A 26,071-nucleotide genomic window follows, 5' to 3' on the forward strand; every position below is an offset into this window, starting at 1 on the left:
CCCCCCCGACGAAACGAGACGTGGGATACAGGTCGCGCTCCAGCAGCGCGGACAGGCGGCCCTGCACGTCGACGGCCACGGGTTCGCCCACGACGCTCCGCGCGATCGTCACGCTCTCCACCAGCGAGCGGAACGCCTCGTGCGCCTTCAGGTCGCCGTCGGCGATGACGCCGCCAAGCGCGCCCGCGATCTCGCGCAGGTCCGGGTGCGGTACGGCCATTTTCGGATCGACATCCTGCTGCGCCGAGAGGGCTGGGCCCCGAAGACCATCCGGGTCGACAACGGTCCCGGGTTCGTCTCGAAGGCTCTGGACCGCTGGGCCTATGAGAACGGCGTCACGCTCGGCGTCTCTCGGCCGGGCAAGCCGACCGACTGCGCCTTCGTCGAAAGCTTCAACGGCAAGTTCAGGGCGGAGCGCCTCGACGCCCATTGGTTCCTGTCGCTCGACGACGCCCGGGCAAGGGTCGAGGCGTGCGGCGGGGGCGCAACGAGCCGGCCTCACACGCCTATGGGCCAGCTGACGCCCAACGAGGTCCGGAGCCCCACACTCAGACCGGACGCAAATCCGGGGGAGTTCAGGGGGGCGGATCATTCGGGATCACCGCCCGCTCCGGGGGCGTACGGCGTTTCAGCCCGTGTCGCCCGAGGCCATGTCCTGCAATCGTTCCATCTGGACGATGCGTATCCCCTGCGCGTCGACCGTCACGAGGCCTTCACGCTGAAATCTCTTCAGCATCATCGTCACCCATTGCCGCGTCGATCCCACCATGGCGGCGATCTGATCATGGGTGATCCGGCGCCGGATATTGACGGCGTTCCCGTCGGTCTCGCCATAAAGATCGCCGAGGTTCAGGATGAACTGCGCCAGCCGTTCGATGACCGAACGCGTGCCGAGCATTTGCGCCATCGAGGAATAGCATCTGCCCTTTGACGCCAGCCCCTGGATGAGGGCCAGGGCGAAGTTCGGGACGGTCGCCACCAGATCGCGGAGGGCCGCGCTGTCGAGGCGCAGAATGCGGCAGTCCTCCACCGCTTCGCCCGACCACACATGGACGCCGCCGCCCGCGATCTCGGGGCCGCCGATGAAATGCCCCGGCGTCCAGTAGGCGAGCGTGATCTCTCGGCCGGACGGCGCGGTGTAGAACACGCGCACGCGCCCCTGCTCGATGATGAAAATGCCGCCGTGCCGTTCGCCCTGCGTGAACACAGCCTCTCCGGCGCCCACCCCGTAGGAGCGGCCGCGCGTCGCCACGAGCTTGCGCTCGCCGTCCGTCAGCTGGTCGAGGAAATGCGCGCCGACGTTGAGGTCGTGCGCGGTCTCGCTGAGAAACAGCGCCGTTTCGCCCGGCAGGCGCCCGACGCGGCGTCGCTCCGGGCGCTCGCGGCCGACGTGATGCGTTTGAACGTCTGTCTCTCGAAGCGCATCCAGCATCGCGAACCCGCGCCTTATCCCTCGAGCCGAGGCGATCGTTTCGCCGACCCATAATAAAATTCAATTTATAGATTTTATAGCAATATGGTTCGGCGCTTGTCGCCTCCCTTCGTGCGTCCCGTGCGAAGAGCGCTTCCGCCGCGCCGAAGGTGGTCGCTCTCCGGGAGCGCCGCGCGGTCGCGACCATCGCGCCCGTGGCCTGAGCGGTCAGCGCCCGTCCCAGGGTCCGGGCCGCGCGCCGTCGCTGCGGTTTGCAATTAATTGACAGCGCGTCCCGTGACATCATGCATTCTATATATTCAGTAGAAAGTGTTCTCGGGGATTTTTTATGCCGTTCCATCGCGCCAAAGCCGCGCTCGCCGCGGTCGCCCTGCTGTTCGCAGCCACCGGAGACGCGTCCGCGAAGCTCCGCATCGCCTGGCAGACCGGCGACGTGCAGGTGATCCTGCAGTACGCCGAGGGCGCGGGCCTGTTTAAGGAGGCCGGCCTCGACTACTCGCTGCACGCCTTCCCCGCCGGCCCCGCGATCCTGTCGCCGCTCGCCGGCAAGGAGGTCGACATCGCCTGGCTCGGCGAGTTCCCGGTGGTGACCGGCTTCGCCAACAAGATTCCGTTCTCGCTGTTCCTCGTCGACCAATCCTTCACGGAATCGGTGCGCCTCGTCGCGAACCCGAAATCCGGCGTGAAGGAGATCAAGGATCTGAAGGGAAAGAGGATCGGCGTCACCTTCGGCTCCACCGGCCACAACCACATTCTGATCGCGCTGAAGTCGGCGGGACTCGCCGCCTCCGAGGTCACGCTGGTCAACCTCGCGCCGGCGCAGATTCCGCCCGCCTACGCCGCGGGCCAGATCGACGCCGCCTTCACCTGGGAGCCGAACATCGCCAAGCTCGAGGAGGCGGGCGGCGCGCGGATCGCGACCACCGCAAGCATCGGCGCCTTCGCCTATGGCCTGTGGGTCGGCCGCAACGAGACGCTGAAGAACGACGCCGAGGACATCCAGAAGTTCCTGGCGGTCTGGGACAGGGCGGTGGCGAAGCTCAGGTCCGACCCGGACGAGGTCCTGAAATACGAGGCCAGGCGTCTCGACAAGAGCCCCGACGAGATCAAGGCGCTCGTCGAGCGCCAGAAGGTGGAGCGCCCGAGCTTCGAACAGCAGCTGTCGCCGGCCTGGCTCGGCGCGCCCGGCGACAAGGCGAGCGCGAAGTTCGTCGAGCAGGCCCGGGAGATCGGGACGTTTCTCGTCTCGCTTGAGCGCATCAAGGAGCAGCCGGCGGACTGGACCGCGATCATCGACCAGCAGCCGCTGATCGACTACCTGAAGTCGAAGAAGAGCTGACGGGCCGACCGTGAGCGCCGCTCCCCCTCTTCTCGAAGCCGTCGATCTGTCGTTCCGATACGACGCGGAGACCGTGCTGGACCGGGTGTCGTTCGCGCTTAGCCGCGGCGAGGTTCTGGCGCTGCTTGGGCCATCGGGCTGCGGCAAGACCACCCTGCTCAACCTGATCGCGGGCTTCAACCTCCCCGGGTCGGGGCGCCTCACCCTCGAGGGCGCTCCGATCGCGGGGCCGGGGTCGGACCGGGCGGTGGTGTTCCAGGGCGGGGCGCTGTTCGACTGGCTGACGGCGCGGGCGAACGTCGAATTCGCGCTGAGCTGCCGCGGCGTTGCGAAGGCGGAGCGGCGCAGGGCCAGCGACAGGCTGCTCGCTCTGGTCGGGCTTGCGGATGTGGCGGACCGTTTTCCGTATGAAATGTCGGGCGGTATGCGGCAGCGCGTCGGCGTCGCCCGGGTGCTCGCCGCCGAGCCGCGGGTGATGCTCATGGACGAGCCTTTCGCGGCGGTCGACGTCCAGACCCGGGAGACGCTGCAGGAGGAGGTGCTGCGGATCAACGCCGCGACCCGTTGCGCCATCGTGTTCGTGACCCATGACATCGAGGAAGCGGTGTTCGTGGCCGACCGCGTTCTCGTGCTGTCCCGCGGCGGCGGGGGCGTCGCGGCCGAGTTCCGCGTCGACCTGCCGGCGCCGCGCTGGAACGCGCTCAACCGTCTGCGCCCCGAGTTTCTCCGCCTGCGGGAGGAGATCTATCTCACCATGAAGGACGGGCTCCGTCCCGCCGCGGAGAGCCGCCATGCGGCCGCGTGACCGGGACGCCGCCTATTGGCTCGTCGCCCTGGCCTCGCCCGCGGCGCTCGTGCTGCTGTGGGACGCTCTCAGCCGGTTCGGGCTGGTCGATCCGCTGCTGCTGCCTCCCCCCGGGGCGATCGCGGCCGCGTTGCGGGACGTGATCGTGGACGGCTACGCCGGCGTCGGCGTGCTGACCCATATGGGCGTGAGCCTCTACCGCGTGGCGGCGGCCTTTCTGGCGGCGGTCGTGGTCGGCGTGACGATCGGCCTGATGCGCGGCGTGCATTCGAAGGTGGACGCGGCCTTCCTGATCCCGTTCGAGGTCGTGCGGCCGATTCCGCCGCTCGCCTTCATCTCGCTGTTCATCCTGTGGTTCGGGATCGGCGAGGTCTCGAAGATCCTCATCATCTTCTACTCCGCGATGCTGATCGTGGCGCTGAACGCGCAGGCGGGCGTCGCGGCCTGCCCGCAGGACAAGATCCGCGCCGCGCGCTCGCTTGGGGCTTCGCGGTGGCAGGCGTTCTGGCGGGTCATCCTGCCGGCTGCGCTGCCGCAGACCATGGTCGGCCTGCGCGTCGCGCTCGCCACCGCCCTGTCGATCCTGGTCGCGGCGGAACTGCTCGGGGGCGACCGGGGGCTCGGCTTCGTCATCAGCGACGCCAGCACCTTCTTCAAAACCAACGACGTGTTCGTCGGCATCATCCTGATCGGCGCGATCGGCTTCCTCGCCGACCGCGGCCTGGCCTGGCTCGGTCGCCGCTACGTGCACTGGGAGGGCCGTTCATGAGCCGCGTCGTCAATCCCGTTCCCGGCCTCGGGCCGATCTTCGAAGGCTGGGTCTCGCCCGGCGTGCGGGCGGGCGGTTTCGTCTTCACCGCAGGCGTCATCGGGGCCGATCCGGTGACGGGCAGGGTGGTGGAGGGCGTCGAGGCCCAGATCCGCCGCATCTTCGAGGAGCTCGACCTGATCCTGACCGCGCACGGTTCCGGGCTGGAGCACGTTGTCAGGCTCACGATGTACTTCACCGACCGTCCGACCCAGTGGCCGGTGCTCGACCGCATCCGCCGGGAGCTGTTCCCGGTCGACCCGCCGGCGACGACCGGCGTCGGCGTCACCGCCATCGAGCAGGGCGCGGCGGTCGAGATCGAGGCGATCGCCCTGGTTCCCGGGGCTTCGGCCGGCGACGCCCCGACCCCGACGAGGATCACGCGATGACCGCACAGACCGACCTGGCCCGCCCCGTGGCTCCTGCGCCTGCGAACGACGACCTCGCCCGCCTTTCAGCGGCGGAGCTCGGGGCTCTCTACCGCGCGGGGAAAGCCTCCCCCGTCGAGGTTCTCGACCAGACGCTTGAACGCATCGCCCGCCTTGATCCCGTGGTCAACGCCTTCGCGCTGCTCGATCCCGAGGCGGCGCGCCGGGACGCCGCGGCGTCCGAGGAGCGCTGGAGGCGCGGCGCGCCGCTCAGCCCCATCGACGGCGCGCCCGCCACGCTGAAGGACCTGATCGCCGCGAAAGGCTGGCCGACCCTGCGAGGCAGCCATGTGGTCGACCCGGAGCAGGCCTGGGACGAGGATTCCCCTGTGACCGCGAGGCTGCGGGAGGCCGGCGCGGTGCTGCTCGGCAAGACCACCACTTCGGAATTCGGCTGGACGGCGCTCGCCGACAGCCCGCTGACCGGCCTCACCCGCAACCCCTGGGACCTGTCCCGCACCGCCGGTGGAAGCAGCGGCGGCGCGGCGGCGAGCGCGGCGCTCAATCTCGCCCCGCTCAATGTGGCGACCGACGGCGGCGGCTCGACACGGCTGCCGGCCGCGAATTCCGGCGCGTTCGGACTGAAGCCCACCTTCGGCCGCGTCGCGGGCTATCCGTCGGCGCACACCCACACCCTGTTCCACGTGACGCCGCTGACCCGCACCGTCGCCGACGCCGCGCTGCTGCTCCACGCCATCGCCCGACCCGATCCGCGCGACTGGCGCGCCCTGCCGAAAGCGCCGGACGACTGGCTCGACGGTCTGGATGCGGGCGTCGCGGGGCTGAAGATCGGATTCAGCCCGGACCTCGGCTACGCCGAGGTCGATCCGGAGGTGGCGGAGATCGTGGCGCGGGCGGCGCAGGCGTTCGAGGAGCTCGGCGCCCATGTGGAGCCGGTCGATCTCGGCCTCGACGACCCGCTGCCGGTCTACCGCACGCTGGCCGACGCCGCGGTGGCGCGGCTGTTCGCCAATCTGCCCGAGGGGCGCGCCGCGCTCGCCGACCCGGACTTCCGGGCGGTGGCCGAGCGGGGCCGGGCGATCGACGCGGTGACCTATCTCGGCGCGGCCGAGGCGCGGGAGGCGCTGGGGCGCCGGTTCGGCCTGCTGCACGAACGCTTCCACCTGCTGCTGACGCCGACGACGGCCGTCCCGGCTCTGCCGGCGGACTTCGCCACCACCAGCGGCTCCCGCGGCGTCACGCCGTCGCCCTTCGCCTATCCGTTCAATCTCACGCAGCAGCCGGCGGCCAGCGTTCCCGCCGGTCTGACCCGCGCCGGCCTTCCGGTCGGCCTCCAGATCGTGGGGCCCAAATACGCCGAGGCGCGGGTTCTGACCGCCGCCACGGCGTTCGAGGCCGCGCGCCCCTTCGCCCGCGTTCCCGATCCCGCGTGACGCGCGCGCTTCCCTTGTCCCTTCCTCCCTTCTCACACCGAGTCAAACGGCCATGACGTCCTTCTCCTTCCGCCCGCTCCGCAGCTTCTTCGCCGCAACCGTTCTCGCCCTGGCCGCGGCGGCGCCCGCGGCGGCCCAGGACATCGTCATCGGCGAGGGCCAGAGCGCCTCCTGGGGCCAGTTCTATGTGGCCGACAGCCAGAAGCTCTGGGAAAAGCAGGGGTTGAACCCGAAGGCCGTGACCTTCCCCTCCGGGCGCCTCGTGCTCGACGCTCTGGTGGGCGGCGGCGTCGCGATCGGCACCGCGGCGGAGACGCCGGTGGTGTTCGCCGCTCTGAACGGGCTGCCGGTCCGCATCATCGGCACGCTGAACCGCCACGAGCCGTTCGACGTGGTGACGTCGAAGGACATCACCTCGATCGCCGGGCTGAAGGGCAAGAAGGTCGGCTATTCGCAGGGCACCAACGCCCACTACTACCTGCTCAAGGCGCTGGAATCCGCCGGCCTGAAGCTCTCCGACGTGACCGCCGTCAGCCTGACGCCGTCCGACTTCGTCACCAGCCTCGACAATGGCGCGCTCGACGCCTTCGTCTGGACCGAGCCGCACATCTCCAAGGCGCTCAGCGTCGGCGGGGGCCGGTTCCACGCGCTGAAGACCCCGGGCCTCTATTTCGGCTACTCGGCGATCATCACCCTGCAGTCGACCATCGACGAGAAGCCGGAACTGGTGACGAAGGCGCTGAAGGCGCTGATCGAGGCCGACAAGGTCGTCAAGACCGATCCGGAGGCCGCGATCGCGATCGTGTCCGAGAAGATCAAGCTGTCCCCGGAGACGACCAAGGGCTTCTGGGACCGCTTCAACTTCCAGGTCGCGCTCGACAAGCCTCAGCTCGTCGCGGATCTGAAGACGCAGGCTCAGTGGGCGATCGACAACAAGCTCGTGCGTCCGGACGCGGCCATCCCTGATTTCGACAAGGTGGTGGTGGACGCCCCGCTCCGGGCGGCGCAGGGCGAATGACCGCCGCCGCGATCCTCGAGGGGCCCGTGACGGCGGGCGTCTCGATCCGGCCTCTGCTCGAGATCGACGGCGTCTCCCATGTCTATCGGTCGGCGCTCGGGACGGAGACCACCGCGCTCGACGGAGTCTCGCTGTCGGTCGCGCGTGGGGAGTTCGTCTGCCTGCTCGGCCCGAGCGGGTGCGGAAAGACGACGCTGCTCAACATGATCGCGGGCTTCGTCACGCCATCGTCGGGCCGCATCACGGTCGACGGCGAGACGGTCCGGGGCCCGAGCCCGAGCCGCGGCGTCGTGTTCCAGGACTATTCGCTGTTCCCGTGGCTGACGGCTGGCCAGAACGTGGCCTTCGGGCCGCGCATGGCGGGTCAGGGGCCCGCCGCGCGGCGGCAGACCGCCAGGGAGCTGCTCGCTCTCGTTGGCCTGCCGGACGCGGCGGACCGCTATCCCGCGGAACTGTCCGGCGGCATGAAGCAGCGGGTCGCCATCGCGCGCGCGCTCGCCACCGATCCCGCCGTGCTTCTGATGGACGAACCGTTCGCGGCGCTCGACGCCATGACGCGCGCCGCGCTGCAGCGCCAGCTGCTCGCGATCCATGAGGCCCGTTCGAAGACCGTCCTGTTCGTGACCCACAACATCGCCGAGGCGATCACGCTCGGCGACCGCGTCGTGGTGCTGTCGCCCCATCCGGGCCGGGTGGCGGCGGATGTCACCGTCGACCTGCCGCGCCCGCGGCGGCGCACGGCGCCGGGCTTCAACGCGCTCTACGCCCATCTCGCCGACGCGATCGGCGCCGAGACAACGGAGTAGGACGATGGCGAAGGCGTTCTTCAGCCGCTCCGCGGCGCTGGGGCTCGCGGGGACGGGCGGCTTCCTGATCGCCTGGGAGGCGCTGAGCCGCAGCGGCCTCGTCAGCCCGGTGATGCTGCCCGCGCCGAGCGTGGTGCTGCGCTCCGGCGCGGCGCTCGCCGAAACCGGGGAGCTGGGCGCGCACCTCGCCGCCAGCCTCTGGCGCGCGGCGCTGGGCTTCGCCATCGGGGCCACCCTTGGCGTCGCGTCAGGCGTGGCCTTCGCGCGCTCGGACCTCCTCTACGGACTGTTCAATCCGCTGGTTCAGGTGTTCCGGGCCATCCCGTCGCTCGCCTTCGTGCCGCTCGCGATCTTCTGGTTCGGCATCGGCGAGACGTCCAAGATCTTCCTCATCGCCTGGGGGGTGTTTTTCCCGGTCTGGGTGAACGCGTTCATCGGCGTGCGCGACGTCAGCCAGCTGTTCGTGCGCGCTGGCGAAAGCCTCGGCGCCTCCGGCTGGCGCATGCTCATCTTCGTGGTCCTGCCGGCCGCGCTGCCGATGATCCTCGCCGGGCTCCGGGTCAGCCTGTCCATCGCCATGGTGCTGCTGGTCGCGGCCGAACTCGCCGGCGCGCTGCATGGCGTCGGCTATCTCATCCAGGTGTCGCAGCAGGTGTTCCGCGTCGACCTGATGTTCGTCGGACTCGCCGCGCTCGGGCTGATGGGCTTCGCCGCCGATCTCGTTTTCGAACGCGCCGTCCGCCTGCTGTTTCCCTGGTACGCCGCCCGCGAGACCGGCGGCCGCCCGGCGCGCGCGGACGATCGCCGCCCCATGACGTCCTCGCTTCGCGGCGCGCCCGGCGCCTGATCGCCCTCCCCTTCGGATCACTGTCCATGACCAACTCCGCCCCCGGCGGGCGCGAAGCCGCCGTGCTCGACCGCATCACCGAACAGGCCTGGCTCGAGCTCGCCGCAGCGCTCATTCCCGCCGGCCAGCCCGAGGCCGAGAACCCGCTCGATCCCGACGAGCCTCCGGCGCGGGAGGAAGCCGCCGCGCTCTATGTCGCCGCGCTGCTGAAATCCTATGGCTTCGAAGTCGAGCTGGTCGCCCGGCGGGAAGGGCGGCCGAACGTGATCGGCGTGCTCCCGGGCGCGGCGACCTCCGGCCCGTCGCTGATCCTAAACGACCACCTCGACACCTATCCCGCCGGCGACTGGAGCGCCTGGACCGAGACCGGCGGCCATCCGTTCCGGCCGACGCGGCGCGGCGACCGGCTCTATGCGCGCGGAACCTCCGACACCCGCGGCAACCTCGCCGCGATCCTGCTGGCCGTTCGCGCCATCCGCGAGGCCGGCGTGACGCTGAAGGGCGAACTCAAGCTCGTCTTCACCGTGGATGAGGAGCGCAACGGCCCGGACGGGTCGATCTTCCTGCTCGAGGAGACCGGGCTGGCCGCCGACCATGTCATCGTCTGCGAGCCCACCGGCTGGACCGAACCGGAAGGTCGGTGGGGCATGGGCGTCGCGGTGGCGAACGGCGGCCACGCGCTGGTGGAGGTCGCCGTCCGTGGGGTCAAGACGCATCTGTGGCGGCCCGACACCGGCGTGAACGCCGGATCGAAGCTGGCGAAGCTGATCCCGCGCGTGGAGGCGACGGCGTTCGCTCACGCGCCGGCGAAGCGCGCCGGCGGCACGCCTCCGCTGGCTTCCGTTCTCCGGGTCGCCGCGGGCGAGCCGCGGGAGCTGCAGTTCACGCCGGACCGCGCCCGGGCCATCTTCGGCGTGGTCGGGCTCGTGCCGGGACAGACCGCCGAGGGCGTGCTCGCCGACATCGAGCGGACGCTCGACGCCGCCCGTTCCGAGGACCCCGACCTGATCGTCGAGGCGCGGCTGGCGCCCGGATCGCTGTTCGTTTCGGCGACGATCGAGCAGGACGAGACGGCCGAGCCGGTCGCCGCCCTGTCGCGCGCCTATGAGCGCGTGCTGAGCGAGCGGCCGCGGCTCTACCGCAAGAACGCCTTCAACGACACGATCCGGTTTTCCGAGCGCGGCTTCCCGGCCGTCACCTTCGGCCCCGGCGAGGACGGCTGGCCGCCGGTGAACGAGTACATCCACATCGACAAGGCGGTGGCGGCCACCAGGATCCTGGCGCTGACCGTCCTCGACCTGCTGGGCCATGAGGCCGAGGCGTGAGCGCGCTCGCGGGCCTGGCGCTGGACTTCGCCTCGGTCCGCCGGGCTCTTCGCGACGGCGCCTCCGTGGAGCAGCTCGTGAGCGAGAGCCTGCGTCGCGTGCGTTCGGCGGCCGGTGACGGCGTGTTCCTCGCCATCGCGGACGAGGCGGCGGTGCGATCCGCGGCCCGGGCGGTGGAGGACCGTCGGGCGAGCGGGGCGGCTCAGCCGCTGGCGGGCCTCGCCGTCTCGGTGAAGGACAACATCCATGTGGCGGGCCTGCCCACCACCAGCAACTGCTCGGCGATCGACCTGCGCCCCGAGCACAGCGCCCACGCCGTCGCGAAGCTCGAAGCCGCCGGCGCCGTGGTGGTGGCGAAGAACACGCTGGACCAGTTCGCGACCGGCCTGAACGGAACCCGCAGCCGCGAACCCCTGTGCCGCAACGCCGTGAATCCGGCCTACATCCCGGGGGGATCAAGCTCGGGATCGGCGGTCGCGGTCGCGCGCGGGCTGGTGTCGTTCGCGATCGGCACCGACACCGGCGGCTCGGGCCGCGTGCCCGCGGCCTGCAACGGCGTCGTCGGCGTGAAGCCGACGCTTGGCCTCGTGAGCGGCCGGGGACTGCTCTACAACAGCCGCCTGTTCGACACGCTGTCGGTGTTCGCGGCGTCGTCGGCCGAGGCTTACGAAGCGCTGGAGACGATGGCCGGACACGATCCCGACGATCCCTTCAGCCGGGAGGACGCCGACGCCATCGATCTCACGCCGTCCGGCGACGGGACCGGGGTGCTCGCCACGATCCTCCCGGACCAGCTCCGGTTCTTCGGCGACCGCGCGGCCGCGGCCGCCTACGAGGCGGATCTCGCCGCGCTGCGGACCGCCGGGTTCCGGCTGAAGGAGATCGACTTCTCGCCGTTTCAGGAGGCGGGACGGCTGGTGTTCGGTTCGGCCTTCGTGGCCGAGCGGCTGGTCGAATACGGCGCGGTTCTCGAACGCGATCCTGCGGCCGTGCATCCTGCAGTCCGGTCCGCCATCGAGCCGGGCGCCGGCCACACCGCAAAGGACGCCTTCGAGGCGATCTACGCCCTGGCGGCGCTGAAGCGGCGGGCGCAGGCCGCGCTCGCCGGCGCCGACGCGCTCGTGGTCCCAACCGTGCCGACCATCTTCACGATCGACGACCTGCTCGAAGAGCCTCTGAGCCGGAACACGATCATGGGCAGCTACACCTACTTCGCCAACCCGCTCGATCTCTGCGCCGTCGCCGCGCCCGGAAATGGCCGCTCGGACGGGCTGCCCTCCTCGGTATGCTTTCTTGCGCGGGCGACAAAGGATGCGACCCTGCGCGGTCTTGCGGGGCGGTTCGAGGCCGCGGTTGCGGGAGCCGTTCCGGCGTCCCGCTCCCCATGACCGCGCAGCCGTCAGCCGGAGGCGCCGCCATAGAACGCCGTCTCGGCGCGGCCCACGTCCCCTTCGACGGATTGGATGAAGCGCACGAGGTCGCTCGCGACCTGGTCGGCGATCTCCCAGTGCGGCGAATGACCGACGCCCGCGTAATGGATCGCCTCGATGTGAGGCGCGGCCCTCATCAGCGCCACCTGGGCGCCGCGATTGAAGATGCCGTCCCGCGCGCCCCAGAGCGAGAGCGCAGGCAATCCGGCCGGCGCGCGCTCGTCCGGGTAGGGTTCGGTCAGAAGGCCATCGAGCGCGCCGCGCCAGGTGCGCGCCGTCAGCCGCCGGCTGTCGGCGACGAGCGCCCGACGGCGCAGGCGCACCGGCGCCGCGAACCCGGACGTCTGGAAAGCGGCTATGAAGTCGTCCGTGATGTCGTCGCCCAGTTCCGCGAGCTCGGCGCGCACCGCCGTCAGCGTCGCGTTGCCCGCGGCGGTGGGCGCGCCGCCAATCACGGTCAGGCTGCGCAGCAGATCCGGCCGACGCTCCGCGAGGCGCAACGCCACGATCGCGCCCAGCGAATGCCCGACGAGATGAACGGGTCCGGACGCGATCGCGCCGATGAAGGCGATCGCGTCGCCGGTGAAATCCGCGATCGCATAGCTTTCGGTCTCGGCCGTGCGCCCATGACCGCGCTGATCGAGCACGAGGATCCGGAATCCGTCTCCGAAAGCCGGAAGCAGAGGTTCGAAGCTGCGCCAGCTGTCGCCGTAGCCATGAAGGAACACGACCGTCGGACCCGCGTCTCCCGACGCGACGTAGTGATGGCGCGCCCCTCCAATCGAGATGAAGCGGCTTTCGGGCCAGGCGGGTTTGACGTTCATGGCGCTGCTCCGCGGATGGCGCGCCTCCGGCGGCCCGGCGATGACGCCGGACCGCCGGAGGCTCAGGCTCAGTAGTCGAGACCCGCGGCCGGGCCAGGAGCTGCGCCCCTTTCCTTCGGCAGCTCCGCCACCAGCGCCTCGGTCGTCACGAGCAGGCCGGCGACCGAAGCGGCGTCCTGCAGCGCCGTCCGGACCACCTTCACGGGGTCGAGAATGCCAGCCTCGATGAGGTCGACGTAGGTCTCCGACTGGGCGTTGAAGCCGAAGGTCGGCGACGGGTTGTCGAGGATCTTGCCGACCACGATCGAGCCTTCGACGCCGGCGTTCTCCGAGATCTGACGGACAGGCGCCTCAAGCGCCTTCAGCACGATGTGGACGCCGGCCCGCACGTCCGGATTGTCGTGCTGGATATCGGCGACCGCTTTGCGGGCGCGCAGAAGCGCGACGCCGCCACCGGGCACGACGCCTTCCTCGATCGCGGCGCGGGTGGCGTTCAGGGCGTCGTCGACCCGATCCTTCTTCTCCTTCACCTCGATCTCGGTCGCGCCTCCGACGCGGATCACGGCGACGCCGCCGGCGATTTTCGCGAGACGCTCCTGCAGCTTCTCGCGGTCATAGTCGGAAGTGGCCTCCTCGATCTGCGCCTTGATCTGCGCCGCGCGCCCCTTGATGGCCTCCGGCTCGCCCGCCCCATCCACGATCGTGGTGTTCTCCTTCTCGATCCGGACCTTCCGGGCGCGGCCGAGCTGGTCGATCGTGACGTTTTCGAGCTTGATGCCGACGTCCTCGGAAATGACCTGGCCGTTGGTGAGGATGGCGATGTCTTCAAGCTGCGCCTTGCGCCGATCGCCGAAGCCAGGCGCCTTGACCGCAGCGACCTTGAGACCGCCACGCAGCTTGTTGACCACGAGGGTCGCAAGCGCCTCGCCCTCCACGTCCTCCGCGATGATCAGAAGCGGCTTCGCCGTCTGCACCACCGCTTCGAGCACCGGCAGCAGGGGCTGAAGGCTGGCGAGCTTCTTCTCATGAATCAGGATGTAGACGTCTTCGAAATCAACGATCAGCTTCTCGGCGTTGGTGATGAAGTACGGCGAGAGATAGCCTCGGTCGAACTGGAGGCCCTCGACCACGTCGAGCTCCGTTTCGAGGCTTTTCGCCTCCTCCACCGTGATGACGCCTTCATTGCCCACCCGCCGCACGGCGTCCGCGATGATGTCGCCGATCTCCTTCTCGCCGTTGGCCGAAATGGTGCCGACCTGCGCGATCTCGTCGGGGGACGAAACCTTGGCGGAGCGTTCGACGATGTCCTTGATCGCGACCCCGACCGCAAGGTCGATGCCGCGCTTCAGATCCTGCGGGTTGAGGCTCGCGGCCACCGCCTTGGCGCCTTCCCGGACGATCGCCTGGGCGAGCACGGTGGCGGTGGTGGTGCCGTCGCCGGCGAGGTCGTTGGTCTTGGACGCCACTTCGCGGACGAGCTGCGCGCCGAGGTTTTCGAACTTGTCCTCGAGCTCGATCTCCTTGGCGACCGTCACGCCGTCCTTCGTGATGCGGGGCGCGCCGAAGGACCTCTCGATCACGACGTTGCGGCCCTTCGGGCCGAGCGTCACCTTCACGGCGTTGGCGAGAATGTCGACGCCGCGCAACAGGCGTTCGCGGGCGTCGGCGCTGAATTTCACGTCTTTGGCAGGCATGGGCAGTTCCTTTTGAGGCCGCGTGGGCCATGACCCTGGAGACGGATGGCGTCAGCCGACGACGCCGAGAATGTCGGCTTCCTTGACGATCAGGACTTCGGCGCCGTCGATCTTGACCTCGACGCCGGACCACTTGCCGAACAGGACGCGGTCTCCCGCCTTGACGTCCAGCGCCACCAGCTTCCCGCTCTCGTCGCGCGCGCCCGGCCCGACGGCGACGACCTCGCCCTCCTGCGGCTTTTCCTTCGCCGTGTCGGGAATGATGATTCCGCCCTTTGTCTTCTCTTCGCCCTCGAGGCGACGGATCAGCACGCGGTCGTGCAACGGTCGAAAGCTCATGCGCAGGCGCTCCGTCGATGTGGGGCCGGGCCGCCGAACGGTCGGTCACGCGCGGCCCCATGGTCCGATCGGGAAGCGCTCAAGAGCGGCCTCCCGACGACGCAGCCTGTCCAATGCCGCATATAAAATCAAGTTAATCTATCAAATATATATAATTATGTTGACGACCCGAGGGGCTTCGCGGAGCATCGGGCTCTCCTCGCGCATCGTGCGAGGCGCCGGCGCGGCGTCCGCCGCCCGGAACCCGCAGCATCTCAAGGGACCATCATGGCCAAGATTACGAAGACCTTGATCGGCGAGTCGCTGGTCGGCGACGGCAACGAAGTCGCCCACATCGACCTCATCATCGGCCCGCGCGGGTCTTCCGCCGAAACGGCGTTCGTAAACTCGCTGACCAACAACAAAGACGGCTTCACCTCGCTGCTCGCGGTCGTGACGCCGAACCTTCTCGCGAAGCCGAACACGATCCTGTTCAACAAGGTCACCATCAAGGACGCCCGTCAGGCGGTTCAGCTGTTCGGCCCGGCCCAGTACGGCGTCGCCAAGGCGGTCGTGGACTCGGTCGCCGAAGGCGTGATCCCCGAGGACGAGGCCGAAGACCTGTTCATCTCGGTCGGCGTGTTCATCCACTGGGAGGCGGCGGACGACGCCAAGATCCAGCAGTACAACTACGAAGCGACCAAGGAAGCCCTCAAGCGCGCCGTCGCCGGCGAGCCGAAGGCCAGGGACGTCGTGGCCCAGGCCTCGACCGCGAAGCACCCCTTCGCCGCGAACGGGTGATCCACAAGCGGCGGCGCGGGCTTTATCGCGAGGGCAGCATGAGCCTGCGGCTCAGACGGCCCCGCCCGCCGTCACGTCACGGCGGCCGCGCGGAAGGTCCGGACGCCGGCTGCCGCTCATCCGCTCGATGCGGTTGAAGACGCGTTCGCGAGGTTGCGCTGGCGGTAGACCCGGCGGCCGAAGCTGAACGCCGCCCTCCGCATCGAGCGCAGCGGGGTGTTGGGCCGGGCCCGCGCTCTTGCGCGTAGCCGACGACCTTGCGCGACCAAGCATCGAGGATGACGGCAACGTAGACGAAGCCAGCGGTGATCGCCACGTAGGTGATGTCGGCCACCCAGAGCTGGTTCGGCGCATCCGGCACGATATCCTTCGCCAGGTTCGGGAAGATCGGCAGTTCATGATCGCCATCAGTGGTGGCGACATAGCGCCGGCGCCGACGTGGTTGAAGACCATGCTCGCGCATCAGGCGCCGGATCTTTTTGTGGTTCACGACAAAGCCGCGGTGCCGCAGCGATGCCTGCATCCGACGGTAGCCATAGGCCTCGAAGCTGTCGGAGACCGCCGCCATCGTCTCGACGAGCGCCGTGTCGTCGATGCTGGTGGCCGGCTTGTCATAATAGGTCAAGCGCGCGAGCCCCATCAGCCGGCATCCTTCTGCGACGGAGACGCCGCGGGGCCGGTGACGACGGATGTCGTCGCGCTTCTCGGCCGTGGTCCGTGCTTCAGAGCCCCCTTTAGGAACTCGATCTCCAGAGCTTGTCTGCCAACGAGCCGCCCCAGCGCGGCGATGCGCGCCTCGTAGGCCTCGACCGTATCGGCCGCGGCCGCCACGTCGTCGAAGGCGCCGGCCTCGAACTTCTGGATCCAGATGCGGATCAGGTTGCGCGACAGATCATGTCGTCGGGCGAGGCTGTGAAGCGTCTCGCCCGCCTGATAATCCTGCGCCACCTGACGCTTGAACTCGATGCTGTGAGTGCGGTGTCGGGCCATGGGCTTTCATCCCTCGAAAGCCCGGCTGTCCGGTCAATTGCTGGCCGTCACGCTGTCCGCCTTAAGGGGCGCACTCCACAATTGGTTTCGCGTCATCATTTCGCTGTCAATTGTTTTTACCATGATTTTTTTCGTCTCGGTTCAGACGATCGCGTCGCTCGGGCGTTGGGTCGGGACGTTTCGGTCGGGATCGCGCGCGCCGCGAGCCGAGGCGGTCGGCGGGCGCCGCTCGCGGGACGTCGACGAACCCACGTCCCCGCGCGAAGGTCGCCCCATCGCCGGCGGGCGCCGTCCGGGCGGTTCAGCGCGGCCGGCGCGCGGCTTCGATCGCGAGGCCGAGCAGGACGCGTTCGGCCACCGCCTCGCCGAGGCCCGCGGTCCTGCGCCCGGCGGCCACCGCGTCGCCCAGCCGCACGATCGTCTGCTCCAGCCGCTCGCCGGTCCAGGCGCCCAGCGCCTTCTCGGCGGCGTCCTTGCGGCGGAAGTGAAACAGGAAGCCGTTCGCCTCCATCACCTGCCGCGCGCCGCGGCCCGCCTCCACGTCGGCGCGCAGACGGTGCAGGGTCAGCGCGTGGCGCAGCGCCGCGCCCACCACCACCGAGGGCGGCGTCCCGTTGGCCCTGAGCGTCTTCAGCGCCGCGACCAGATCGCCCGCGCGGCCGGCGAAGGCGGCGTCCACCGCCGCGTCCTGGCCCACGTCGCCGGCCTCGGGGATGACGGCCGCCACGTCGTCGGCCTCGATCCGGCTCTGGCCCATGGCGTAGAGGCAGAGCTTGCGCACCTCGCCCCGCGCGGCGAGACGGTCCGGTCCGAGCGAGGCGGAAAGCAGCGCCCGGGCCTCGGGCGCGATGCCGAGCCCGGCCGCGCGCAGCTCCTCGTCGATCAGGCGCTCGCGGGCGCCGGCCTCGTCCGGGTAGCAGGGCAGGGCGGCGGCGCGCGGGCTCTTCTCGCACAGGGTCCGGAGCGGGTTGGTCTTCTTGAGGTCGCCCGCCTCCAGCAGCGTCAGCGCGTCCGGCTGCGGCCCGCCCAGCAGGCCCTCGAGCGCGAGGTTCAGCGCCCGGCCGCCCACCTTGACCCGGATCAGCCGCTTGCCGCCGAACAGGGCGATGGTGCGGGCCTCGTCCGCCAGCCGGCCGGGATCGGAGGCGACGTCGTCGCCTTCGAGCCGCACCAGCGCGAACGGGTCGTCGGAGCCCTCCAGCGCGCGGGCGGCGAGACGCTCGGCGCGCTCGGCCACCAGGCCCGCGTCCGGCCCGTAGATCAGGACGGCGCAGACCTCCGCCGGGGGCCTGGCGAGAAAGGCGTCGACGCCTGAGGCTTTGATCGCGACCATGCCGCGGTTGTCGCGGGCGGAAGGCGCGCCGTCAATGCGGCGCGGGCGTCCCCAGCGGGGCTGCGGGCGGCGCGAGATCCGTCTCGTTCCGGGCCGAGACCACCTCGGGCTCGCGGAAGTCCACCGGCACGCCGGGGCCGACCATGTGGGCCAGCTCGTTCGCGTCCCAGTTGGTCAGGCGCACGCAGCCATGGCTGTTGGTCTTGTCGATCTTGGACGGCTCGGGCGTGCCGTGCAGGCCGTAGGTGGGCTTGTCGAGCCCGATCCAGACCGAACCCACCGGCGTGTTCGGCCCCGGCGGCAGACGCAGCGCCTTGGTGTTCTCGCCCTGCTGGAAGTTCACCTTGGGCCGGTACCAGTACTCCGGGTTGATGGCGATGGCCTTCACCGCATGGACGCCGGTGGGGGAGGGCAGGTCGGCGCTGCCGATGGTGGCCGGATAGGACGCCACCAGCCGGCCCGCGGCGTCATAGGCGAACACCTGCTTCTTGCCCTTGTCGGCGATGACGCTGGCGACCTTGGCCTTCAGCGGCGGGCCGGGATTGGCCACCGTGATCACTGTGCCCGGAACGGTGAAGTCCACGTCCGGGTTCAGCCGGCGCAGGAAGGCCTCGTCCATGTGGAAGCGCTCGGCCAGCATCTCCACCGGATCGCGATAGGCCGCGGCGGGAAGCTGCGCCTGCTCGGCGTAGTCCGCCGGCATCACGGGCACGAACGGGCCGGCCACGTCCTTCTCGGTGATTTCGTAGGGCGCCAGAACGGGCTCGGACGAGGTGGCCTCCAGCTTGGCCCAGAGCTCGGCGTCGAGCCGGCCGTCCACCTCGTGGCCCACCATCATCTCGAAGGCGGCGATGGCCTTGGACACGTTGCCGCCGTTGATGCCGTCGATCACGCCCGGCGAGGCGTTGGCGCGGTCGAGCAGCACCTGCAGCTTGATCATGCGCGGATCGGACTGCTGGCCCTTGGGGTAGGGGTCCGGCGAATAGACCGCGTCGTTGGCGAGCGAGATCAGCAGGTCGACCGGATAGGCGTCCTTCGCCGCGCGCGTGGGCGCCGGCCGCGCGGGGGCCGTGACAGACGGCGCGGGCCGCACGGGAGACGCCGGAGGCGCGACGCCCCGGGGCGCGGGATCGACGCTGCCGGTGGTTTCCGGTTCGCCCAGCAGCGCGCCGATGGCGTCGTGGGGCTCGGCCTCCGCCGTCTGGGCGCGCGCCGTCCCGACCGCGCAGGCGGCGGCGAGCGTCAGGGCCAGAATGAGGCTGCGGTCGGTCAAGGCCGATCTCCTCGCGTCAGGCCGGCATGGGCCGGCTCAGGCGCGAGGATCGGCGAACAGGGTAAACAAAATCGGAAGGCGAAGGCTAAAACAGCCATTAACCCGAAGGCGCGAGGGAAAGTGACCAACAGTAGGATGATTTATATATCAAAATAATTCTTCTTCATTCGACGATGAAGCATCCGTCGCTTAAAAAAGACACATCCTTCTTGAGTGGGAATAAGTCGCCTTCGTCCATTATAGCGAGGATTTTTCTATGCTCGTTTCTGACGATGGTCTGCTGCTCGGGGAAAAATCCGTTCCGGAGGCGAAAATAGGTCATGGCTACCCAGCCATTTTGGGCTCCAACAAGATACAAGGAATTATCCGTAAAATAACACAGCTTCTCTCCGATTTCGTACTGCTGCCTCATGCAGGAGGCGGACCGGCAGACCGACGTCTCGCCGATGTAAAGGACAGCAGCAACAATCGCAGAGGATACAAAAAACCCGTTCAGGAGATTGGAGGTGAGCGTCCATCTGCCGCGCAATGCTGAACGCTCACGTTCCTATGACGTCGTCGCTCACCCGCCGGTGGCGAAATGGGCCTGGAGGCGGGTGCGGATCTTTTCGGCGATCTGGGTCGCGGCGCGGTCTTCGGCGTCGCGCTGGGCGCGGATGTTGGCGAAGCGCTGCAGCGTGAAGGAGTAGGACACCGTGGCGAACTCCTGGCCTTTCAGGATCGTGTCCAGCTTGCCGTAGGGCTTCAGCTCGTAGTTCACCAGCAGCGACACCGTGCGGGTCTCCGGCTGGCCGGTGTAGGGGTCCACGATCGGCGACTGTCCGCGCTGCGTCACGCCGATGTCGAGCCGGTAGGACGGCCCCTGCAGCGCGCCGCCGCCCCGGAGCAGGAAGATCAGCTCGTTGCGCAGCTTGCCGCCGACCCGGCCCTCGATGGGCTTGATGTCCACCGCGGCGAGGTTGGCCGCCACCGGCCCGCCTCCGCCGCCGTGGGAGGGCGAGCCGAGATCGCCGTAGGCCGGGCGGAAGCAGCCCGCCAGCGCGAGCGACAGGCCGGCCGCGAGGCCGAAGCGGACGAGGGCGCGGCGCGCGGGCCGGATTTGCGCATCAGACGACGACATTCACGATCCTCTGCGGCACCACGATGATCTTGCGGATGGGCTTGTCGCCGATCGCCTTCTGGATGACGTCGAGCTCCCGCACGGCTGTCTCGACCGCCGCGGCGTCGGCGTCCCGCGCCACGGTGATCTCGTCCCGCTTCTTGCCGTTCACCTGCACCGGCAGGGTCACGACGTCGGAGGCGAGCAGCGCGGGGTCGGCCTTGGGCCACGGCGTCTCGGCCGCCAGAATGGCATGTCCGAGCGCGGACCACGACTCCTCCGCCAGATGCGGCATGAAGGGCGCGATGATCTGGGCCAGGATCTCCGCCGCCTCGCGCAGGGCGAAGGCCATGTCGTCCGCGGGGGCGGCCTCGGCGGCGAGCGCCGAGCCGAGCGCGTTGGCGAGCTCGTAGGCCGCGGCGACGCAGCGGTTGAAGCGCAGCTTCTCGATGTCCTCGTCCACCCGGGCGAGCGCGCCATGGGCGGCGCGGCGCAGGGCCTCCGCCGCCGGGCCGACGACGGCCGGCGCGGCGGCGCCCACGGGCGCGCCCTTGGCGGCGGCCTCGTTCACCAGACGCCAGACGCGCTGCACGAAGCGGCCCGCGCCCTCGACGCCGGCCTCGGTCCAGATCACGTCGCGCTCGGGCGGGCTGTCGGACAGCATGAACCAGCGGGCGGTGTCGGCGCCGTAGGAGCCCAGGATGTCGTCGGGATCGACCACGTTCTTCTTGGACTTCGACATCTTCTCGATCGGGCCGATCGAAACCGGCGCGCCGTCGCTGAGCCGGGTGGCCGCGCGCGCCCCGCCCTCGCCGGCGATCGCGATCTCCGCCGGGGCGACCCAGCGCCCGTCCGCGTCCTTGTAGGTCTCGTGGACCACCATGCCTTGCGTGAACAGGCCGGCGAAGGGCTCGTCCACGCTCACATGGCCGGTGGCCTTCATGGCGCGGGTGAAGAAGCGGGCGTAGAGCAGGTGCAGGATCGCGTGCTCGATGCCGCCGATGTACTGGTCCACCGGCAGCCAGCGGTCCGCGTCCGCCTTCACGGTCGGGGTTTTCGCCTGCGGGTCGATGAAGCGGGCGTAGTACCAGGACGAGTCCACGAAGGTGTCCATGGTGTCGGTCTCGCGGCGCGCCGGCGCGCCGCATTTCGGGCAGGGCACGTCGCGCCAGGCCGCGTGGCGGTCGAGCGGATTGCCCGGCTGGTCGAAGCTCACGTCGTCGGGCAGGCGCACCGGCAACTGGTCGTCGGGCACCGGCACCGGACCGCAGGCGTCGCAGTGGATGATCGGGATCGGGCAGCCCCAGTAGCGCTGGCGCGACAGGCCCCAGTCGCGCAGACGCCAGTTCACCTTGCGCTGGCCGACCGGGCGGCCGTGAAGCTCCGTGGTCTCCAGACGGGTCGCCACCTCCTGGAAGGCGTCCGCCGGGCTCTTCCCGTCAAGGAAGCGCGAGTTGATCATCACGCCGTCGCCGTCATAGGCGACGGTCCCGACCGTGAACGCGGCGGGGTCCGCGTCCGCGGGCGCCACCACCGGCGTCACCGGCAGTCCGTACTTGCGGGCGAAGTCCAGATCGCGCTGGTCGTGGGCCGGGCAGCCGAAGACGGCGCCCGCGCCGTAGTCCATCAGCACGAAGTTCGCCACATAGACCGGCAGCTCCCAGGCGGGATCGAACGGATGGCGGGTCTTCAGGCCGGTGTCGTAGCCCTTCTTCTCCGCGGTTTCGAGCGCGGCCAGGCTGGTGCCGGCGCGGCGGCACTCCTCGATGAAGGCCGCGAGCGCGGGGTCGCCCTCCGCCTTCGCCTGCGCCAGCGGATGGTCGGCGGAGACCGCCACGAAGCTCGCGCCGAACAGGGTGTCGGGCCGGGTGGTGTAGACCTCGACCTCGGGGGCGGGCGCGCCGTCGCCAAGCGCGAACCGCACCAGCAGCCCTTCCGAGCGGCCGATCCAGTTCTTCTGCATGGTCCGGACCTTTTCCGGCCAGCGGGTCAGGCCGTCGAGCGCGGTCAGCAGGTCGTCGGAGAAGTCGGTGATCTTGAGGAACCACTGGGTCAGCTCGCGCTGCTCCACCAGCGCGCCGGAGCGCCAGCCGCGGCCGTCCACCACCTGCTCGTTGGCGAGCACGGTGTTGTCCACCGGGTCCCAGTTCACCTTGGACTTGCGGCGATAGGCGAGGCCCGCCTTCAGGAAGTCCAGGAACAGCTTCTGCTGCTGGGCGTAGTATTCGGGGTCGCAGGTGGCGATCTCCCGGCTCCAGTCCAGCGACAGGCCGATGGACTTCAGCTGGGTCCGCATGGCGGCGATGTTGTCGTAGGTCCAGGCCTTGGGGTGGACCTTCTTCTCGATCGCGGCGTTCTCGGCCGGCAGGCCGAAGGCGTCCCAGCCCATGGGATGCATCACGGCGAAGCCCTTGGCGCGCTTGTGCCGCGCCACCACGTCGCCCATGGCGTAGTTGCGCACATGGCCCATGTGGATGCGCCCCGATGGATAGGGGAACATCTCGAGCACGTAGTAGTTCGGACGCGGGTCGTCCGCCTCGGTGCGGAACAGCTTGCGCTCGTCCCAGATCCGCTGCCAGCGAGGCTCGGCCTCTCGCGCGTCGTAGCGCTCGGTCGTCATGGAGATGTGCACGCCAGAAAAAAGGAAGGACAGGACGCAGCGGGCGGAAATCAAACCCACGGCGCGCGCGGACATTCGCCCGAACCGCGCGGGGGGTCAACCGAGGCGGGAGGTCCACATGGCGTCGAGACGTCTCTTCGCCCGTCGCGGCCGGGCTTGGCCATCGGGCGCTCCTGACGCAGGTTGTCCAGCCGCGCGTCCGCCGGCCGTCGGTCCGGCCGGCGCGTTCCCGCATCTCAAGGCAAGGCTGTCCGCCCATGCGCCGTTTCCCGCCGGAACGCATCGTCTGCCTGACCGAGGAGACGGTGGAGACGCTGTATCTGCTCGGCGAGGACCGCCGCATCGTGGGCGTTTCGGGCTATGCGGTGCGCCCGCCGCAGGTGCGGCGGGAGAAGCCGCGGGTCTCCGCCTTCACCAGCGCCGACACGGCCAAGATCCTGGCGCTGGAGCCGGATCTGGCGCTCGCCTTCTCCGACATGCAGGCGGACGTGGTCGCCGACCTGATCCGGGCCGGGGTCGCGGTGCACGCCTTCAACCATCGCGACCTCGCCGGCGTCTTCGCCATGATCCGCTGCGTCGGCGCGCTGGTGGGGGCTGGCGAAAAGGCGGAGGCGCTCGCCGTCTCGCTTGAGGCGCGCGTGGCGCAGGTCGGCGCCGCGACCGCCGGCGGTTCCCGGCCGCGGGTCTATTTCGAGGAGTGGGACGGGCCGCTGATCTCCGGCGTCGGCTGGGTGTCGGAGCTGGTGGGGATCGCGGGCGGCGAGGACGTGTTCGCGCCGCTTTCCCGCCATGCGGCGGCGAAGGACCGCATCGTGACGCCGGAGGCCGTGATCGATGCGGCGCCGGACGTGATCCTCGCCTCCTGGTGCGGTAAGAAGGTCTCGGCCGAGCGCATCCGCGCCCGGCCGGGCTTCGAGGCGATCCCCGCCGTCCGGACCGGCCGGATCGTGGAGATCAAGTCGCCGCTCATCCTTCAGCCGGGCCCGGCTGCGCTGACCGACGGGCTCGACGCGCTGGTGGCGGCGCTCAGTTCGTAGCGGCGAGCGTCGCCACCGGGCGGCCCGCGCCGTCGAGCAGGATCAGCTTGCGGCGCGGCCGGTCCACGCGCCAGGAGCGCGCGTCGCCGAGCGCCGCGAAGAACGCCTGCTCCTGCCGCATCACCGCCGGCGGGCAGGCCATCTGGGTGCTGATGAGCTGGCCGAAGCGGATGCGCTCGCCGCGGATCTCGGCGCGGCCGCCCATGCCGTTGCAGCCGCCGCGGCCGGAGACGGCGCCGTCCGGCGCGATCCGGAGCGTGGAGCGCACGCGGTCCAGAACCCCGCGGCCGCGGATGTCCTCCGCCAGCCATTCGCCCTGCGGCCCGGCGGCGGAGGGGCGCTCGGCTCCTCCCGATCGGCGGACGAGCACCACGCCGTCGCTTCCCCGCGTGAACGGCGCGCGGCCTTCGAACCACACGTCGCCGCGCAGGCTGACGCTCGCCTCCAGCTCATAGGCGCGGCCGGGCCGGAGCGCGCGGTCGTCATAGGCGAGGCGATAGCGCGCCGCGCCCTGGCCCCGGACCGGCTGGCGCGTGCGCGCGATCACGCGCGGCTCGGCGCCGGGACGTCCGCGCTCGGTGAGCCGCACGGAGAGTTCCGCGCCGGGCGGCAGCGCGATGCGCTCGCGCCAGATCGCCTGGCCCTCCAGCACCCGCGGCGCCGCCTGCGCCGAAACGGTCAGAGCCAAGGCGGCGAGCGCCGCGAGCATCGTTCTCATCATCGTGGCGGGCCGCATGGCCGAATCTCCTGATCGCATGAGGGGCGGCAGGCTGCCCGCAAGCTCCCGACCGGCGCAAGGCCTTGACTTTCGCCTTCACGCTTCGACCTTCACACGCGACGCTTGAGGCTGTTTTGGGGGAGGGATCGCGACCATGGCGCCTGCGATGAACACGTTCTTCGGTCGGATCGCGGCGCTCGCCGCCATGATCGCGCTGTCGGTTTCGCTCGCGGGCTGCGGCGTCAACAACGTTCCGACGCTGGAGGAGCAGGCCAAGGCGCGCTGGAGCGAGGTGCAGAACCAGTACCAGCGCCGGGCCGACCTGATCCCCAATCTGGTGGAGACGGTGAAGGGCTTCGCCCGGCAGGAGCAGGAGACCCTGACCCGGGTGATCGAGGCCCGCGCCAAGGCGACCCAGGTCACCATCAACGCCGACCAGCTCAGCGACCCGGAGGCGGTGAAGCGCTTCCAGGAGGCGCAAGGGGCGCTGTCCAGCGCGCTCGGCCGGCTGCTGGCGGTGTCCGAGAACTATCCGGACCTGAAGTCGAACCAGAACTTCCTCGCGCTGCAGTCCCAGCTCGAGGGCACCGAGAACCGGATCGCGGTCGCCCGGCGCGACTACATCCAGTCGGTGCAGGCCTACAACACCGAGCTGCGCACCATTCCCGGCCGCTGGATCGCCGGCTGGTTCTATCCCGACGCCAAGCCCATGGCGACGTTCGAGTCCGCGCCCGAGAACGCCGCCGCGCCCAAGGTCTCGTTCTGAGGCTTGCGGCGCAATATGTAACTCTATAACGTGACGCCGTCCTCTTCCGGCGGCGTCCCATGTCCCACGTCCATCACCACCATCATCATGCTCATGCCGCGCCGCAGCGGGCCGCGCTCTCGGCCGGATCGCTGCTGACCTGTTCGGTCGTCGCGCGCCTTGCGGGCGCCGCGGCGCTGTCGGCGCTGATCTGGGCCGCAGCCGTCTGGGCCATGGCGTGAGCGCCGTGCTGAAGCTGCACGACGTCACGCTGGGCTATGACCGGCATCCGGCGGTGCACCACATCGACGGCGAGATCGCCGAGGGCGCGCTGCTGGCGGTGGTGGGGCCGAACGGCGCGGGCAAGTCCACGCTGCTGAAGGGGCTGATGGGCGCGCTGAAGCCGCTCGGCGGGCGCATCGACCGCGGCGCGCTCGGCCGGCGCGACATCGCCTATCTGCCGCAGGCGGCGGAGCTCGACCGCAGCTTCCCCATCGAGGTGTTCGATCTGGTGGCCATGGGCCTGTGGCGGCGCGTGGGCCTGTTCGGCGGCTTGCGCCGCGCCGATCGAGAGCGGGTGGCGGAGGCGCTGTCGGCGGTGGGGCTCGAAGGCTTCGGCCGCCGCGCCATCGGCACGCTGTCGGGCGGCCAGCTCCAGCGGGCGCTGTTCGCGCGGCTGCTGCTGCAGGACGCGCCGGTGATCCTGCTGGACGAGCCCTTCGCCGCCATCGACGCCCGGACCGTCGCGGATCTGCTGCAGATCGTGGCGCGCTGGCACGACGAGCGCCGGACGGTGATCGCCGTGCTGCACGACATGGAGCTGGTGCGCCGGGCCTTTCCCGAGACGCTGCTGCTCGCCCGCCGGCCCGTGGCCTGGGGCCCGACCGCCGAGGCGCTGAAGCCGGAGCGGCTGCTGGAGGCGCGCGCCATGCCCGAGGCCTTCGACGACCGGGCTCCGCTCTGCGGCGTCCACGCGGCGTAGAGATC

Annotated in this window: 28 protein-coding genes and 1 pseudogene; 17 read left to right on the forward strand and 12 right to left on the reverse strand. The window is 70.0% G+C overall.

Annotated elements, in window-relative coordinates; genetic code table 11:
- On the reverse strand, nt 1-220 hold a 220-nt coding region (locus PKE85_RS14850; RefSeq protein ID WP_271205541.1), incomplete at its 3' end, for a hypothetical protein.
- Nucleotides 221-259: 39 nt separating this feature from the next.
- On the opposite strand from PKE85_RS14850, the pseudogene PKE85_RS14855 reads away from it, so the two are divergent.
- Nucleotides 260-526 (forward strand): annotated as a pseudogene (locus PKE85_RS14855) (integrase core domain-containing protein); the annotation flags it as partial.
- A gap of 102 nt (nt 527-628) precedes the next feature.
- Here PKE85_RS14855 and PKE85_RS14860 read toward each other — a convergent pair.
- Nucleotides 629-1,432 carry a Crp/Fnr family transcriptional regulator gene (locus PKE85_RS14860; RefSeq protein WP_271205542.1) on the reverse strand — a complete coding sequence of 268 codons (804 nt, stop codon included), beginning with the start codon at nt 1,430-1,432 and terminating at the stop codon, nt 629-631.
- A 328-nt stretch (nt 1,433-1,760) separates the two neighbouring features.
- Between PKE85_RS14860 and PKE85_RS14865 the strand changes: the two genes are divergently transcribed.
- Genes PKE85_RS14865 through PKE85_RS14910 form a run of 10 tightly spaced genes read left to right on the forward strand, consistent with a single transcriptional unit; the run spans nt 1,761 to nt 11,590 of the window.
- Complete coding sequence (locus PKE85_RS14865) at nt 1,761-2,771, forward strand: taurine ABC transporter substrate-binding protein (protein ID WP_271205543.1); 1,011 nt, start codon at nt 1,761-1,763, stop codon at nt 2,769-2,771.
- A gap of 10 nt (nt 2,772-2,781) precedes the next feature.
- The gene (locus PKE85_RS14870; RefSeq protein WP_271205544.1) at nt 2,782-3,576 is read left to right on the forward strand and encodes an ABC transporter ATP-binding protein; all 795 of its coding nucleotides are present in this window, start codon (nt 2,782-2,784) and stop codon (nt 3,574-3,576) included.
- Nucleotides 3,563-4,345: an ABC transporter permease gene (locus PKE85_RS14875; RefSeq protein ID WP_271205545.1), complete on the forward strand. Its 783-nt coding sequence runs from the start codon at nt 3,563-3,565 to the stop codon at nt 4,343-4,345. Before PKE85_RS14870 ends, PKE85_RS14875 begins: the two co-directional genes overlap by 14 nt.
- Entirely contained in the window at nt 4,342-4,773 is a 432-nt protein-coding gene (locus PKE85_RS14880; protein WP_271205546.1) for a RidA family protein, read from the forward strand. Before PKE85_RS14875 ends, PKE85_RS14880 begins: the two co-directional genes overlap by 4 nt.
- Nucleotides 4,770-6,206 carry an amidase gene (locus PKE85_RS14885; protein ID WP_271205547.1) on the forward strand — a complete coding sequence of 479 codons (1,437 nt, stop codon included), beginning with the start codon at nt 4,770-4,772 and terminating at the stop codon, nt 6,204-6,206. Before PKE85_RS14880 ends, PKE85_RS14885 begins: the two co-directional genes overlap by 4 nt.
- A gap of 52 nt (nt 6,207-6,258) precedes the next feature.
- Entirely contained in the window at nt 6,259-7,224 is a 966-nt protein-coding gene (locus PKE85_RS14890; protein ID WP_271205548.1) for an ABC transporter substrate-binding protein, read from the forward strand.
- Nucleotides 7,221-8,030 carry an ABC transporter ATP-binding protein gene (locus PKE85_RS14895; protein ID WP_271205549.1) on the forward strand — a complete coding sequence of 270 codons (810 nt, stop codon included), beginning with the start codon at nt 7,221-7,223 and terminating at the stop codon, nt 8,028-8,030. Before PKE85_RS14890 ends, PKE85_RS14895 begins: the two co-directional genes overlap by 4 nt.
- Before the next feature lie 4 nt (nt 8,031-8,034).
- A complete protein-coding gene (locus tag PKE85_RS14900) occupies nt 8,035-8,877 on the forward strand; it encodes an ABC transporter permease (RefSeq protein WP_271205550.1) in 843 nt (280 codons plus the stop codon).
- A 26-nt stretch (nt 8,878-8,903) separates the two neighbouring features.
- On the forward strand, nt 8,904-10,202 hold the full coding sequence (locus PKE85_RS14905) for a M20 family metallopeptidase (RefSeq protein WP_271205551.1): 1,299 nt from the start codon (nt 8,904-8,906) through the stop codon (nt 10,200-10,202).
- Nucleotides 10,199-11,590 carry an amidase family protein gene (locus PKE85_RS14910; RefSeq protein ID WP_271205552.1) on the forward strand — a complete coding sequence of 464 codons (1,392 nt, stop codon included), beginning with the start codon at nt 10,199-10,201 and terminating at the stop codon, nt 11,588-11,590. The genes PKE85_RS14905 and PKE85_RS14910 overlap by 4 nt, the downstream gene beginning before the upstream one ends.
- A gap of 11 nt (nt 11,591-11,601) precedes the next feature.
- Here the strand turns inward: PKE85_RS14910 and PKE85_RS14915 are convergent, their stop codons facing one another.
- The 3 genes from PKE85_RS14915 to PKE85_RS14925 form a co-directional block, all read right to left on the reverse strand.
- Nucleotides 11,602-12,456 (reverse strand): alpha/beta fold hydrolase, encoded by an 855-nt coding sequence (locus PKE85_RS14915; protein ID WP_271205553.1) that lies wholly within the window; start codon nt 12,454-12,456, stop codon nt 11,602-11,604.
- Nucleotides 12,457-12,524: 68 nt separating this feature from the next.
- A complete protein-coding gene (gene groL / locus PKE85_RS14920) occupies nt 12,525-14,150 on the reverse strand; it encodes a chaperonin GroEL (protein ID WP_271205554.1) in 1,626 nt (541 codons plus the stop codon).
- A gap of 51 nt (nt 14,151-14,201) precedes the next feature.
- Nucleotides 14,202-14,489: a co-chaperone GroES gene (locus PKE85_RS14925; RefSeq protein ID WP_271205555.1), complete on the reverse strand. Its 288-nt coding sequence runs from the start codon at nt 14,487-14,489 to the stop codon at nt 14,202-14,204.
- Between the two features lie 267 nt (nt 14,490-14,756).
- Between PKE85_RS14925 and fae the strand changes: the two genes are divergently transcribed.
- Nucleotides 14,757-15,269 carry a formaldehyde-activating enzyme gene (fae, locus tag PKE85_RS14930; RefSeq protein WP_271205556.1) on the forward strand — a complete coding sequence of 171 codons (513 nt, stop codon included), beginning with the start codon at nt 14,757-14,759 and terminating at the stop codon, nt 15,267-15,269.
- A 76-nt stretch (nt 15,270-15,345) separates the two neighbouring features.
- Here the strand turns inward: fae and PKE85_RS14935 are convergent, their stop codons facing one another.
- From PKE85_RS14935 to PKE85_RS14950, 4 genes are all read right to left on the reverse strand, one after another.
- Nucleotides 15,346-15,909: an IS3 family transposase gene (locus tag PKE85_RS14935; protein WP_271205557.1), complete on the reverse strand. Its 564-nt coding sequence runs from the start codon at nt 15,907-15,909 to the stop codon at nt 15,346-15,348.
- Complete coding sequence (locus PKE85_RS14940; RefSeq protein WP_271205558.1) at nt 15,909-16,259, reverse strand: transposase; 351 nt, start codon at nt 16,257-16,259, stop codon at nt 15,909-15,911. The genes PKE85_RS14935 and PKE85_RS14940 overlap by 1 nt, the downstream gene beginning before the upstream one ends.
- Nucleotides 16,260-16,560: 301 nt before the next feature.
- Nucleotides 16,561-17,592: a DNA polymerase III subunit delta gene (gene holA, locus PKE85_RS14945; RefSeq protein WP_271205559.1), complete on the reverse strand. Its 1,032-nt coding sequence runs from the start codon at nt 17,590-17,592 to the stop codon at nt 16,561-16,563.
- A gap of 31 nt (nt 17,593-17,623) precedes the next feature.
- Complete coding sequence (locus PKE85_RS14950; protein WP_271205560.1) at nt 17,624-18,865, reverse strand: L,D-transpeptidase family protein; 1,242 nt, start codon at nt 18,863-18,865, stop codon at nt 17,624-17,626.
- A gap of 256 nt (nt 18,866-19,121) precedes the next feature.
- Between PKE85_RS14950 and PKE85_RS14955 the strand changes: the two genes are divergently transcribed.
- Nucleotides 19,122-19,400, forward strand: a complete 279-nt coding sequence (locus tag PKE85_RS14955) for a hypothetical protein (protein ID WP_271205561.1) — start codon at nt 19,122-19,124, stop codon at nt 19,398-19,400.
- Between the two features lie 27 nt (nt 19,401-19,427).
- On the opposite strand, the gene lptE is transcribed toward PKE85_RS14955, so the two are convergent.
- Both lptE and leuS read right to left on the reverse strand, forming a co-directional pair.
- Nucleotides 19,428-19,985: an LPS assembly lipoprotein LptE gene (gene lptE, locus PKE85_RS14960; protein ID WP_271205562.1), complete on the reverse strand. Its 558-nt coding sequence runs from the start codon at nt 19,983-19,985 to the stop codon at nt 19,428-19,430.
- On the reverse strand, nt 19,972-22,584 hold the full coding sequence (gene leuS, locus PKE85_RS14965) for a leucine--tRNA ligase (RefSeq protein ID WP_271205563.1): 2,613 nt from the start codon (nt 22,582-22,584) through the stop codon (nt 19,972-19,974). The genes lptE and leuS overlap by 14 nt, the downstream gene beginning before the upstream one ends.
- A 257-nt stretch (nt 22,585-22,841) precedes the next feature.
- Between leuS and PKE85_RS14970 the strand changes: the two genes are divergently transcribed.
- A complete protein-coding gene (locus PKE85_RS14970; protein ID WP_271205564.1) occupies nt 22,842-23,621 on the forward strand; it encodes a cobalamin-binding protein in 780 nt (259 codons plus the stop codon).
- Here the strand turns inward: PKE85_RS14970 and PKE85_RS14975 are convergent.
- Nucleotides 23,611-24,357 (reverse strand): META domain-containing protein, encoded by a 747-nt coding sequence (locus PKE85_RS14975; protein ID WP_271205565.1) that lies wholly within the window; start codon nt 24,355-24,357, stop codon nt 23,611-23,613. The two genes, PKE85_RS14970 and PKE85_RS14975, sit on opposite strands and share 11 nt — an antisense overlap.
- A gap of 136 nt (nt 24,358-24,493) precedes the next feature.
- On the opposite strand from PKE85_RS14975, the gene PKE85_RS14980 reads away from it, so the two are divergent.
- The 3 genes from PKE85_RS14980 to aztA are packed head-to-tail and all read left to right on the forward strand — an operon-like array spanning nt 24,494 to nt 26,066.
- Nucleotides 24,494-25,105: a LemA family protein gene (locus PKE85_RS14980; protein ID WP_271205566.1), complete on the forward strand. Its 612-nt coding sequence runs from the start codon at nt 24,494-24,496 to the stop codon at nt 25,103-25,105.
- A 59-nt stretch (nt 25,106-25,164) separates the two neighbouring features.
- Nucleotides 25,165-25,326 carry a hypothetical protein gene (locus PKE85_RS14985; RefSeq protein ID WP_271205567.1) on the forward strand — a complete coding sequence of 54 codons (162 nt, stop codon included), beginning with the start codon at nt 25,165-25,167 and terminating at the stop codon, nt 25,324-25,326.
- On the forward strand, nt 25,323-26,066 hold the full coding sequence (gene aztA, locus PKE85_RS14990; RefSeq protein ID WP_271205568.1) for a zinc ABC transporter ATP-binding protein AztA: 744 nt from the start codon (nt 25,323-25,325) through the stop codon (nt 26,064-26,066). Before PKE85_RS14985 ends, aztA begins: the two co-directional genes overlap by 4 nt.
- Nucleotides 26,067-26,071: the final 5 nt, after the last annotated feature.

This window comes from Methylopila jiangsuensis, from assembly GCF_027922305.1.
GTDB lineage: Bacteria > Pseudomonadota > Alphaproteobacteria > Rhizobiales > Methylopilaceae > Methylopila > Methylopila jiangsuensis.